We start from the raw sequence: 12,713 nt of genomic DNA, 5'->3' as shown, positions 1-12,713 counted from the left end.
CCTTGGGTTTGACCAGCCAGAACTTGCCGATGTAGTCGCGGAACTCGTCCAGGATCTGCTGTGCCCAGATGCTGCCGGTCAGCTCGCGGTGGCGGCCGATCAGGCGGTGCAGGTGCTGGCGGTAGTTCTCGAAGCCTTCGGCGGAGACGCGATGGATGTCGATCAGCTCGTGGTTGTAGCGGTCGACGAAATCGCGGTCCACGTCCAGCACGTAAGCCAGGCCACCGGTGAAGCCGGCGCCGAAGTTCAGCCCGACCTTGCCCAGCACCAGCACCACGCCATCGGTCATGTACTCGCAGCAGTGGTCACCGGCACCTTCCACCACTGCCAGCGCGCCCGAATTGCGCACCGCGAAACGCTCGCCGGCGCGGCCCGCGGCGAACAGCTCGCCACCGGTAGCGCCATACAGGCAGGTATTGCCGATGATGGCGGTGCTGCGTGCCTCGAAGCGGGCGCCACGCGGCGGACGCACCACCAGCCGGCCGCCGGCCATGCCCTTGCCGACGTAGTCGTTGGCCTCGCCTTCCACTTCCAGGTGCAGGCCGCCGACGTTGAAGGCGCCGAAGCTCTGCCCGGCACTGCCGCGGAAGCGCAGTTCCAGCGGTGCTTCGGCCATGCCCTGGTTGCCGTGCGCGCGCGCCACCGCGCCGGCCAGGCGGGTGCCGATGCTGCGGTCCGTGTTGTGGATCAGGAAGCGATGCTCGCCACCGCGCTTGTGCTCGATGGCCGGGGCCAGCAGGCCATCCATCTGCGTGGCCAGGCTGTCCGGCGATTCGTACAGGCGCTGCGCGGCGCAGTGGCTGCCTTCGTAGCGGCTGTCGGCCAGCAGCCGCGACAGGTCCACGCGCACGCCGTCGCGCGGCGCGGCGTCGATCTGGCGCAGCAGGTCGGTACGGCCCACGATTTCTTCCAGCGAACGCGCGCCCAGGTACGACAGCCAGCCACGCACTTCCTCGGCCAGCAGGCGGAAGAAGTTCTCCACGCGCTCGGGCTGGCCGGTGAAGTGGTTCTCGCGCAGGCGCTCGTCCTGGGTGGCCACGCCGGTGGCGCAGTTGTTGAGGTGGCAGATGCGCAGGTATTTGCAGCCCAGCACGATCATCGGCGCGGTGCCGAAACCGAAGCTGTCCGCACCCAGCAATGCGGCCTTGACCACGTCCAAGCCGGTCTTCAGGCCGCCATCGGTCTGCAGCAGGGTGCGCCCGCGCAGGTCGTTGGCCAGCAGCGCCTGGTGCGCTTCGGCCACGCCCAGTTCCCACGGCACACCTGCGTAGCGGATCGAGCTGACCGGCGAGGCACCGGTGCCGCCGTCATGGCCGGAGATGGTGATCAGGTCCGCACCGGCCTTGACCACGCCTGCGGCAATCGTGCCGACGCCGGCATGGCTGACCAGCTTCACCGACACCAGCGCGGTCGGGTTGACCTGCTTGAGGTCGTAGATCAGCTGCGCGAGGTCCTCGATCGAATAGATGTCGTGGTGCGGCGGCGGCGAAATCAGGCCGATGCCCGGGCGCGCATAGCGCAGGCGTGCGATCAGCTCGTTGACCTTGTGCCCCGGCAGCTGGCCGCCCTCGCCGGGCTTGGCGCCCTGCGCGACCTTGATCTGCAGCACTTCGGCATTGACCAGGTATTCGGCGGTGACGCCGAAGCGGCCCGAGGCCACCTGCTTGATCTTGCTGCGCTTGGCGGTGCCATAGCGTGCGGGATCTTCTCCGCCTTCGCCGGAATTGCTGCGGCCACCCAGGCGGTTCATCGCAATCGCCAGCGCCTCGTGCGCTTCCGGCGACAGCGCACCCAGGCTGATCGCTGCGGTATCGAAGCGCGGGAACAGTTCGCTGGCCGGAGCCACTTCATCGAGCGGCGCGGGCGTGGCGGCCGGCACCAGATCCAGCAGGTCGCGCAGCGCCGACGGCGGACGCGCATGCACCGCATCGCAGTACTGCTGCCAGGCACGCGGATCGCCGCTGCGCGCCGCGCGCTGCAGGGTGGTGACCACGTCCGGGTTGTACATGTGGTACTCGCCGCCGTGCACGTACTTCAGCAGGCCGCCGACATCCACGTCCTGCTGCGCGTCCCACGCCTGCGAGCACAGCTCGCGCGCGTCGGCATCCAGGCGCGCGAAACCGGCGCCGCCGATGCGCGAGGCGGTGTCCGGGAAGCACATGTCCACAACCTCGCGTTCCAGGCCGATGATCTCGAACAGCTGCGCGCCGCGATAGCTGGCCACCGTACAGATGCCCATCTTCGAGATGATCTTCGACAGGCCCTTGTAGATGCCCTTGCGGTAGCGGCGGCCGATCTGCGACTGCTCGCCGCCCTTGCTGAGCTTGAGGATGCCGCGTCGGCCCAGGTCGAACAGGGTCTGGTAGGCCAGGTACGGATATACCGCGGTGGCACCGAAGCCGAGCAGGCAGGCCATGTGGTGCGGGTCGCGCGCGGTGCCGGTTTCGACGATCAGATTGACGTCGCAGCGCAGCCCCAGCCGCGAGAGGTGGTGGTGGATGGCGCTGGTGGCGAGCAGGGCATGCACCATCGGCCGACCGGCCACCGGGTAGCGGTCGGACAGCAGCAGCATCACCATGCCCTCGCGCGCGGCCTGCTCGGCCTCGGCACAGATGCGCTCGATGCCGGCACGCAGGCCCTCGTCTTCGCTGTAGGACAGATCAAGCAGGCGGTTGGCCTGCACGTACTGGTCCATCTTCAGCAGCTGGCGCAGCTTGCGCTGGCTCAGCACCGGCGAGTTGAGGATGACGTGGTTCACCGTCTCCGGGCCGGCATGGAAGATGTTGGTCTCCTTGCCGAGCTGGGTGGACAGGGACATCGCGCAGTCTTCGCGCAGCGGATCGATCGGCGGGTTGGTGACCTGCGCAAAGGCCTGGCGGAAATAGTCGTACAGCGGACGGCTGCGCTGGCTCAGCACCGCCATCGGTGTGTCGTCGCCCATCGAGCCGGTGGCTTCCTGCTCGGTCTCGGCCAGTGGCCGCAGCACCTGTTCCACTTCCTCGCTGCTGAGCTGGTAGAGCTTGTGATAGCTGCGCAGGGTGGCTTCGTCGAACGGCTCTTCCACCAGCGACGGGTCGATCAGTTCGGTCTGCAGGTAGGTCACGCCCTGCTGCAGCCACTGCTTGTACGGCGCGCGACCGCGGTTGATGCGGTCCACCGCGTCCGAATCGAGCAGGTCGCCGCGCTTGAGGTCGATGGCCACCATTTCGCCGGGGCCGAGCTTGCCCTTGCGCACCACGCGCTCGGTCGGCACTTCCCACACGCCGGCTTCGGAGGCGACCAGGAAGTGGCGGTCGGCGGTGAGCATCCAGCGCGCCGGGCGCAGGCCGTTGCGGTCCAGCGTGCACACCGCGTAGCGGCTGTCGCAGGCGACGATGCCGGCCGGGCCGTCCCACGGCTCGCTGTTGAGGCCGTGGAATTCGTAGAAGGCTGCCAGGTCGGGGTCCTTGAACTCCAGCGACTGGGTGGCCGGCGGCACCAGGATGCGCAGCGCCTGGATCAGCTCCATGCCACCGGCAACCATCAGCTCCAGCATGTTGTCCAGGCTCTGCGAATCCGAACCGTGCATGGAGATCACCGGATCGAATTCGGCGATGTCGAAGCGTGGCGTCTTCCACACCTTGCTGCGCGCCTGCGCCCAGCGACGGTTGCCTTCGATGGTGTTGATCTCGCCGTTGTGGGCGAGCATCCGGAACGGGTGCGCCAGCGGCCAGCGCGGCAGCGTGTTGGTGGAGAAGCGCTGGTGGAACACGATCGCGCTGGAGGCCAGTTCGCGGCGTTGCAGGTCGGGGAAGAAGCGGCTGAGCTTGTCCGGCAGCACCATGCCCTTGTAGCTGATCGCATCCGGGGTGAGGGTGGTGACGTAGAAGTCGGCATGGTCGCGCAGCTGCTGTTCGCTGCGGCGACGGGCCAGGAACAGCGCCAGCGCGAAGCCGGCATCATCCTGGCCGACGCCGGCATCGACGAACACCTGCTCGATGCGTGGCAGGGTGTCGCGCGCCAGCTGGCCGCAGACGCTGTCGTCGGTGGGTACCTCGCGCCAGCCGGCGACCTTGCAGCCGACCGCTTCGACCTGCGCCTGCAGCTGCGTGCGGCAGGCGTGTGCAGCCTCGGCATCGTGCGGCAGGAACACCAGGCCGGCAGCGAAGCGTGCGGCGACGGCGATGCCGGCTTCACTGGCCAGCAGTTTCAGGAACGCATCGGGGCGGCGCAGCAGCAGGCCGCAGCCATCGCCGGTCAGGCCATCAGCGGCGACGCCGCCACGGTGGGTCATGCGCGAAAGCGCGGCGATGGCGGTATCAACCAACAGGCGCGAAGGTTGATCGTCGAGCTGGGCGACCATGCCAAATCCACAGGCATCGCGCTCGGAGCGCGGGTCGTAAAGCCCTTGGCGGTTGCGGGGGGCCATCTCTACCTCGATGCGTATAGGGTTGGCGGCGACACTCGTCCCCGCTCATTCCCTGGAGCGCATCGTGAGGCCACCGGATGCCTCGACTAGATCACAGGTTGCTGCAGCGCCGCAATACACGGTTGCAGGTGCAACAGAACGCGCCGGCATCCCGTGCCGGCGCGCGGTCGGGCTCAGCCGCAGCGCACGCCGCTGACCAGGCCCTTGTCGTCCACTTCGATGTTCAGGCGGTCGCCGAGGAACTCCATGGTGGCGACGTCATTGGGCTTCATGACGCGCAGCTGGTGGGCACCGGCATCTTCCTGCGCCTGCTTGCCCAGCGCGTCGGCGTAGGCCTGGCCGACCAGGCTCTGCACCTGGCTGGCATCGCAGGTGCCGACCGGCGGTGCCTCGGTGGCCTTGCCGGTTTCGTCGGCCGGTGCCTTGGCGGCTTCGGCCGCCTGCTGGGCATGGGCAGTGGCCGAATCCTGTTCATCCAGCGCCGGAGCCTGGCAGGCGGTCAGGGCCAGCACGGCCGGCAGCAGCAGGGCGGAGAGCGAACGGGCGCGAATCGGGAACGACATCATGACTCCGGAAGGGATTGTGAAAGCCCGAGCATAGCGGCGAACCGACCCTCACGTGTTTGTCTTCTGTTATCGACAGGTTCGCGGCATCGCGACGGCGACACTGCGGTCATGCCAACCTCCTCTACCCCCGAACGACAGGCCGCGCGCGCGGCCGGCCTGCGCTATGTCGATGACACCCAGCCAGGCATCAGCCGGCGTCGCGCCGGCAAGGGCTTCAGTTACCGCGATGCCGATGGCCACGCGGTTCGCGATGCCGCCACCCTGCAGCGCATCCGTGCGCTGGCGATTCCACCTGCGTATACCGCCGTGTGGATCTGCGCCCACGCCAATGGCCACCTGCAGGCCACCGGCCGCGATGCGCGTGGACGCAAGCAGTATCGCTACCATGCCGATTGGGCGAAGGAGCGCGATGCCGGCAAGTTCGACCGCATCATCGCCTTTGGCGAGGCATTGCCCACGCTGCGGCGGCGGCTGTCGCGCGATCTGAAGCAGCCCGGCTTCCCGCGCGACAAGGTGCTTGCGGTGGTGGTGGCCCTGCTGGCCGACACCCTGATGCGGGTGGGCAACAAAAGCTATGCACAGGAAAACAAATCCTACGGGCTGACAACGCTGCGCAACCGCCACCTGGACCTGCTGCGCGGTGGTCGCGTGCGCATGCGCTTCCGGGGCAAATCCGGGCAGTTGCACGAGGTGGTGGTGGGCGATCGGCGGCTGGGCACGCTGGTGCGCGGCATCCAGCAGCTGCCCGGGCAGGCGCTGTTCCAGTACCGCGACGACGAAGGCGCGCTGCAGCCGGTGGATTCCGGCGCGGTGAACGACTACCTGCGCGAGGTGATGGGCGAAGACTTCACCGCCAAGGACTTCCGCACCTGGGGCGGCACGCTGGCGGCGGTACAGGCATTGGCCGCCACCGAACTGCCGGAACCGGCCAGCCAGCGCGCGCTGGCCAAGGCGCAGCGCGAAGTGGTCTGCCAAGTGGCGGCACGGCTGGGCAACACGCCGGCCGTGTGCCGCAAGGCCTACATCGACCCGTGCGTGTTTGCCGGCTGGGAGCGGTGAGCTGGCCTCGCTGGCCGGCCTGCGCGGCCCGCGGCAGTGGGAGCAGGCCACCCTGAAAGTGCTGCGCCGGGCGCGGCGGCTCAGTCGCAGTCGTCAGCCGCAGTAGATCGCAACGATGTTGTTGGTCCGGCCCTTCTCGATGATCAGGCGGTCGCCGCCTTCGCTGGCCGGCGGCACCCTCGGGCCGTCGTGGCGCAGGACCCGCACGTGCAGGCTGTCGCTGTCCACGCGTGCGCGGGCCACAGTGGCGTCCGAGGCGGCCAGGCCCACCGCGCCGCGCACCCTGTCGCTATGGCACTGGCCGGAAATCACACCGTCGATCGGCTGCACCTGGGCCATCGGTGTGCTGCTGCAGGCGGCAAGGGCAAAGCAGGCGGCGGCGGTGGCGATGGCATGTTTCATGGAGGCACTCCTGGTGTGATTGCGTGCAGGGTGCGACGTCAGACGTGGTGGCGGAATGAATGCCGTGCACATCGTGGACACGGCGCGCTCACCGCCGCCAACAGCGTGGGTGGAGACACTGCAGGAGCGGCATGGGCCGCCCCCCGGTAGTGCCGGCCGCTGGCCGGCAGCCCCTTTCCCTCCCGAGGAGACCTGCATGGCCACCACCAGCAAGACCCCCGCCCGCCGTAAGGCATCGCCGAAAGTGCGCAAAGGCAGCACCCCGACCAAGACGGTCGCCGACCCTGATCGCCCGCGCGTGGTGAAGACCGCAACCCGCAAGGCAGCCGCCAGTGATCCACGGGCGGCACGCGTCGCTGCACGGCAGCGGCGCCTGCAGGACCAGGAGAAGGCCAAGGACGCCCGCGCGGCCAAGAAGGCAACGAAGAAGACCGCCACCCAGGCCGGCGCACGCCGGCAGCCGGAGGCGATGCCGGCACAGCAGCTGGCCAAGCCCGGGCACGAGCACGAACTGGAGCTGGCGCCCCGTTTCCTTGCGCCCGACTACAAGGGCAGCGGCAAGCTGCAGGGCATGCGTGCGATCGTCACCGGTGGCGACTCAGGCATTGGCCGTGCGGTGGCAGTGTTGTTCGCGCGCGAAGGTGCGGATGTGGCGGTACTGCACCTGGACGAGGCCGAAGACGCGGACATCACCCGCCAGCACGTGGAACGCGAAGGCGGCCGCTGCGTGGTGATCGCCGGCGATGTGCGCGATCCGCGTTTCTGCAACAAGGCCGTCAAGCAGGTGGCCAAGGCGTTCGGCGGCATCGACATCCTGGTCAACAACGCCGCGTTCCAACTGCACTGCGAGCGCCTGGAAGATCTGGAGGATGCGCACCTGCAGGAAACCCTGCAGACCAACATCGGCGGTTACATCCAGATGGCGCGTGCGGTACTGCCGCATCTGGGCGAAGGCGCCAGCATCATCAACACCGGCTCGGAAACGGGGATCTTCGGCAGCAAGGCGCTGATCGACTACTCGGCCACCAAGGGCGCGATCCATGCGTTCACCAAGGCGCTGGCCAGCCAGCTGCTGCCGCGCGGCATCCGCGTGAACTGCGTGGCGCCGGGGCCGGTATGGACGCCGCTGAACCCCGCCGACAAGCAGGCCGAAGACGTGGCGGAGTTTGGCAAGGACAGCGACATGGGCCGGCCTGCACAGCCTGAAGAGCTGTCACCGGCGTATGTGTTCCTGGCCTCTCCGGCCTGTGCCAGTTACATCAGTGGGGTGATCCTGCCGGTGATGGGCGGGCCACGGGGCTGAGTGATGGCGTGATCTGCCTGAATGCGGCGTGGCGGCGAAGGTGTGCGGTGCGTCAAAAAGCCCCAGCAGGTGGCTGGGGTAGGCTGACTCCGTACTGATCACGTCCAAGGAACGACCATGCCCGAGATGGATATCGATGCGGCGGCCAACGAAGTCGTCGCCCTGCTGCGACAGAACGACGCGCGCGCTGCAGCCGCCCGCCTGAACGCCCTGCACGACGGGCAGAGCGCCGTGGTGCAGGAAGCGCTGGATCGCTACGTGTCGGTGCGCGCCGCCACCGAGCTTGAGACATTGCGGCGCAGCGGAGGTGTTGCCGCAGCTGATGCGACGACGGTGAACCCGATGCTGGACCGTCTGAGCAACGCGGAGCGTCCACCACGGATGCCCGACGCGGCTGAGACCGCAGGCCTGAGCCAGGCCCAGCATTACGACGTTTATGGCAGCATCGTGGCCCAGCGCGGCAACACCGCGGCGAATGACGCGATGGCGACGCAGGACCGCGTGGTGCTGGGGCTGCGCGACGAGAACCGCACCACCGAGGCACGTGGGCGTGGCGTTTACGACGACCGCATCGTAGTGCTGTGGAAGGATGCGCAGGGCCAAGGCCATGTGCGCGAGTTCAACCAGGCCACGACCGAGCCGACCGCCCAGTACGACGGTCATGCCAAGACCACGCCGCGCAGCCCGGGGTTCGGCAATGTGGCGCCACGCACCAAGACCGAGGGTGAGGATGTCAACGGCGACCGGGTCAAGGACCTCGGACGCCTGGGCGAAGGCACTACGGAGATGCGCGCGACTACTCATCCACGCAATGGCCATCCCGATGAGTTCGCGCTGCGTCCTTCGCAGGATGCAATCACGGCGGGCACCGGACGGGTGGAGCGCGACAGCAATGGCGACGGCTGGTTCGATGCGCGCGATACCCAGGGCGTGCAGGACCTCAACGACACCTTCAAGATCCATCGCGGCAGCCGGTCCAACACCGATTCGGCCGGCTGCCAGACCATCGGCGGCGGCGAGTACGACGACTTCGTGTCGACGGTGCGCGGCACGCCTGGGCAGAACCGCTGGCAGTACGTGCTGACCTCGGTTGCACCCGGCCAGGCGCGCGAGCTGGGGCAGGATGTGCCGCTCGCGGCCAACGACGATCCCCGTCAGCCGCAGCATCGCGACCATGCCCTGCAGCAGCAGATCAGCACCCGCCTGCACGCCCTGGGTGGACGCTACGCCGAGCATGCCGACGACTACAGTCTGGTGATGCTGCGCGAAGCGAAGGCCGCGGGCATCACCCGGGTCGACCAGATCGTGGCCAGCAATCCCAGTGCTGGACGTGCGGCGGGCGAAACACTGTTCCTGGTGCAGGGCAGTCCGGGCTATCCTGCGGCGCTGCGCGCAGGGGTCAATGCGGCCGAGGTGCGCGAGACCGCAGTGGAATCCAGCCTGCGCCAGCTGCAGCAGCAATCGCGCGAACAGGCTGCACCTGTGCCCGCGCCGGCACAGCAGCAGGAAGCGCCGGCGATGGGAGGGCGTTGAGTGATGATCCGATCACACCTGAGTCTGACCGTTTCATTGATGCTGCTGCTGGCCTGCAGCGCCTGCGCGCCCGCTGGAGAGCGCGTCGCACCGGTAGCGCCTGCCGCCAGCTCACCGGCGAAACCGGAGGCCTTGCCTTTGCAGACCCTGCCCGCTGATCGCGGATTGCCCGCACTGCCGGAAGCCTCTGGCAGCGCCCACCCCGGCGGCCGCTGCGAAGCACTGCCGGAACCGGCCAGGCAGGTGCTGGCGCAGTTGAAGTGCAAGGTGGAGGGCGCCAGCAAGGTGCAGGTGCTTTCCATTCCAGCGCAGGGTGGCCAGCAGGACTTCATGGTTACCGACAGCAGCGGGCCGCGTTTCCGCTACTGGATGCGGTCGTTCTCCGGCAGTGGCGGTACCACCGGGTATCTGGTGCAGCTGCAGGACTGCCCGGCAACCACCACGGGCATGCGCGCCTACATCGCAGAGGGAGCCGCACCGCTGCAGGATGTCACCGCATCCATCCTGGCGCAGGCCGGGTTGCCCGATGCGGCGACCATGACGGCCTACGAGGACAAGGGCGCGGGCGATCTGTTCGCCTTCATCGGCGTGCTGGACAAAGTGCCCGTGCTGCGTTGGGTGGCCGAAGCCGACCCCGAACAGCCACTGACCGCCGATGCACGCAGCTTCGACCATGGCAATGCCATGCACGGCGGTTTCCTGCGCTGGAACCAGGATCACTTTGAAGTGTCCAGGACCGTGCCGGCCGGGTTATGGCCCTGCGATGACAGCCCGCTATTGCCGTGCCAGGGCGACCCGTTCGTGACCGGGCGTTGAGGCATCGCGCGCATAGAAATCGGCAATGCGTGGAATGAACTGCTGTGGATTGGCACCGACAAGATTGGTCAGTACCACCACCGCCACGCCGCGCTCGGGATAGACCACGAAGGCCGAGCGCGCACCGCCGATACCGGCCACCTGAAGGTCGGGCGATGCGTGCAACACCGGCCAGCCACCCGCCCACGGGCCGGCACGGCCATCCGCCAGGCGCTCTACGCTCCACATCCGCCGCAGGGCCGTCTCCGGCAGCAGGCGGCCTTCGGTCAGCGCGACCAGCCAGCGCGCGGTGTCGTCGGCGGTGGTGAGGATGCCGCCACCCGCCCACAGCGAAGGCGGTATGTCGTAGAACCAATGCGACAGGCGGGACGGCGCATCTACATCGTCGGTGGCACGCGGGGCCAGGCTGTACATCGTCGCAGCATCCGGAATCAGGTCGTAGCTGTCGCCGAAGGTGGTGCGGGCCATCCGCGCGCTGCTGAACTGGCCGGTGGCGAGGAAACGTTCGTAGGGCATGCCGGATTGCTGCGCGATGATCCGTGCCAGCAATACGTAGTTGGTCTGGTTGTAGGCGAAGCGCTGCCCAGGCGCCGCTTCCAGCGGTCGAGCTGTCACCGCCGCCCATGCCTGTGCTTCGGAACCTCCGCCCAGCAGCCCGTTCGCATCAAGGATGTCCGGAAGGCCGGAGGTATGCGCCAGCAGCTGGTGTACGCGTACGTCTCTCCACGCTGGCGGAAGATCACCCAGATATCGCGAGGCCGGCGCGTCCAGATCCAGCTGCCCTTGCTGAGCCAGCTGCGCGGCAGCCACGCCGGTAAACGCCTTGGTGGCCGAATTGAGCGGGAAGCGGGTGTCCCGCGAGGCAAGCACGCCGTTCTCGACGTTGGCCAGGCCGTAGGCTTCGGAGAGCACGATCTGCCCGTCCTTGACCACCGCGACCTGCAGCCCGGGGATGCGCTGCTCCAGCATGATCTGGCGGATCAGGCGGCGGGTCTGGTCGTTGGCCTGGTCCTGGCTGGCAGAGACGGCGGCGAAGGGCAGGGCACTGATGAGCATGAGCACGACTCGGAGCGTTGGGCGGAACATGCGGAATTCCAGCGGGCGTTGCGAATCGGATGCAGACAGCGCGTCGAAGGTTTAAGCGCTCGGTGCCCTACCGTTCGTCGGCCCGTGACTTCCGGGGGGTTGACTACAGCTGTCGTCAAGCTGACAGTGGCGACACGTGTAGTCAAGGGAGTGGTGTCATGCGCGGCAAGACCATCGGGGACCAGGAACTGGCCCTGCTGCAGTACATCGATGAACATGCGCCGGCCAGTGTCGGCGAGGTCGCCAGTGGCTACGGCGAGGCCCGCGGGCTGGCCCGCTCCACTGTGCTGACGATGATGGAGCGCCTGCGGGCGAAGGGGTATCTTCAGCGCCGGCAACAGGACGGTATCTACCGCTACCAGGCCACCCGCGGCCCGCAGAGCGTGCTGCAGGGCGCGGTGGCGCAGTTTGTCGACAACACCCTGCAGGGCTCGGTGTCGCCGTTCGTGGCCTATCTGTCGCAGCGGCAGAAGGTCAGCGACAACGAACTGGCCGAACTGGAAGCGCTGGTCGCCCAACTCCAATCGCGTCGCCACGAGGGCTGAGCCATGGACACCACGATGCTGATCCCGATGCTGGAACGCCTGGGCTGGACCAGCCTGCAGACCGTGCTGCTGGTAGCCCTGGTATATGGCGTGTGCCGCGCGCTGCCGTCACTGTCGGCGGCGACCCGCTGCCGCCTGTGGTGGCTGGTATCGCTGCAGGCCGTGCTTGGCCTGTTCTGGAGCCAGCCGCTGCAGCTGGCCTGGCTGCCCGCACCGCAGGCGGTGGCGATGACCGCAACCGATGCGGCTGCCGACGTGGTCTATCCGCTGGCCCCGGAAGCCTCGGCGCAGCTGCTGGCGACGATGCCGATGCCTGCAGCAGACACGCCAGCAGTGGCGTGGTGGGCCATCGCACTGGCCGGCCTGTGGATGTCCGGCGTGCTGTTGACGGCCCTGCGCACCCTCGGTGAGTGGCGTCGCTGTCGCGCGCTGCTGGCAGCGGCCTATCCCTGCGAGGACCAGGCGTTGGTGCAGGCCCTGCAGTTGGCTTCCGATGCACATGGTGTGCGGCCTGCGCCGCGGTTGTGGATGAGCACGCAGGTGGACGCACCGCAGCTGGTCGGTCCGTTCCGCCCGGTGCTGCTGTTGCCGGCTGGCGAGAACGCCCTGCAGGGCGACGCGCTCGACCTGGCCCTGACCCACGAACTGCAGCACCTGCAGCGGCGGGACCTGCAGTGGGGCCTGCTGCCTGCGCTGGCCCAGCACCTGTTCTTCTTCCATCCGCTGCTGCGCCTGTCGGTGCGTGAATATGCACAAGCGCGCGAAGAAGCGGTGGACGCAGCGGTGGTGGGCCAGCACGCTGCCAGCCGCCAGGCCTATGGCCGTCTGTTGCTGCAGCTGGGGGTGGCACCGCAGCCGCACCTGGGCGTGGCCAGTGCCGCACCGGATGCCACCAGCCTCAAGCGTCGCCTGCTCTCGCTGCAGCCGCGCCGGGCCTGCCCCCGCATCCTGGCGATGGCGCTGACTGCTGTGGTGGTGGTGGTGGGCGTGGCGCC

General features: G+C 68.2%; 9 protein-coding genes and 1 pseudogene. 6 read left to right on the top strand and 4 right to left on the bottom strand.

Translation table 11 applies throughout. From position 1 onward, the window contains the following. On the bottom strand, positions 1-4,408 hold a 4,408-nt coding region (gltB, locus tag N5E02_RS17375), incomplete at its 3' end, for a glutamate synthase large subunit (RefSeq protein ID WP_279946545.1). A gap of 173 nt (positions 4,409-4,581) precedes the next feature. Continuing rightward, positions 4,582-4,971 (bottom strand): I78 family peptidase inhibitor, encoded by a 390-nt coding sequence (locus N5E02_RS17370; protein WP_032954733.1) that lies wholly within the window; start codon positions 4,969-4,971, stop codon positions 4,582-4,584. Between the two features lie 111 nt (positions 4,972-5,082). On the opposite strand from N5E02_RS17370, the pseudogene N5E02_RS17365 reads away from it, so the two are divergent. Beyond that, positions 5,083-6,139, top strand: a pseudogene (locus tag N5E02_RS17365) (DNA topoisomerase IB). Here the strand turns inward: N5E02_RS17365 and N5E02_RS17360 are convergent. Then, positions 6,127-6,435: a hypothetical protein gene (locus N5E02_RS17360; protein ID WP_139726565.1), complete on the bottom strand. Its 309-nt coding sequence runs from the start codon at positions 6,433-6,435 to the stop codon at positions 6,127-6,129. The pseudogene N5E02_RS17365 and the gene N5E02_RS17360 overlap by 13 nt on opposite strands. A 196-nt stretch (positions 6,436-6,631) precedes the next feature. On the opposite strand from N5E02_RS17360, the gene N5E02_RS17355 reads away from it, so the two are divergent. The 3 genes from N5E02_RS17355 (at position 6,632) to N5E02_RS17345 (ending at position 10,087) form a co-directional block, all read left to right on the top strand. Continuing rightward, positions 6,632-7,738 carry an SDR family oxidoreductase gene (locus tag N5E02_RS17355; RefSeq protein WP_139726566.1) on the top strand — a complete coding sequence of 369 codons (1,107 nt, stop codon included), beginning with the start codon at positions 6,632-6,634 and terminating at the stop codon, positions 7,736-7,738. A gap of 117 nt (positions 7,739-7,855) precedes the next feature. Next, positions 7,856-9,271: an XVIPCD domain-containing protein gene (locus N5E02_RS17350; protein ID WP_139726567.1), complete on the top strand. Its 1,416-nt coding sequence runs from the start codon at positions 7,856-7,858 to the stop codon at positions 9,269-9,271. 3 nt (positions 9,272-9,274) lie between these two features. Continuing rightward, the gene (locus N5E02_RS17345) at positions 9,275-10,087 is read left to right on the top strand and encodes a hypothetical protein (RefSeq protein ID WP_139726568.1); all 813 of its coding nucleotides are present in this window, start codon (positions 9,275-9,277) and stop codon (positions 10,085-10,087) included. On the opposite strand, the gene N5E02_RS17340 is transcribed toward N5E02_RS17345, so the two are convergent. Beyond that, complete coding sequence (locus N5E02_RS17340) at positions 10,046-11,143, bottom strand: serine hydrolase domain-containing protein (RefSeq protein ID WP_005421041.1); 1,098 nt, start codon at positions 11,141-11,143, stop codon at positions 10,046-10,048. The two genes, N5E02_RS17345 and N5E02_RS17340, sit on opposite strands and share 42 nt — an antisense overlap. Positions 11,144-11,331: 188 nt before the next feature. On the opposite strand from N5E02_RS17340, the gene N5E02_RS17335 reads away from it, so the two are divergent. After that, complete coding sequence (locus N5E02_RS17335; RefSeq protein ID WP_005421039.1) at positions 11,332-11,718, top strand: BlaI/MecI/CopY family transcriptional regulator; 387 nt, start codon at positions 11,332-11,334, stop codon at positions 11,716-11,718. 3 nt (positions 11,719-11,721) lie between these two features. Beyond that, on the top strand, positions 11,722-12,713 hold a 992-nt coding region (locus tag N5E02_RS17330; RefSeq protein ID WP_279946544.1), incomplete at its 3' end, for a M56 family metallopeptidase.

Origin of the sequence: Stenotrophomonas sp. GD03777 (assembly GCF_029842485.1) — a bacterium.
Lineage (GTDB): Bacteria > Pseudomonadota > Gammaproteobacteria > Xanthomonadales > Xanthomonadaceae > Stenotrophomonas > Stenotrophomonas sepilia.
This window is presented reverse-complemented; position numbering and strand designations above follow the sequence as displayed.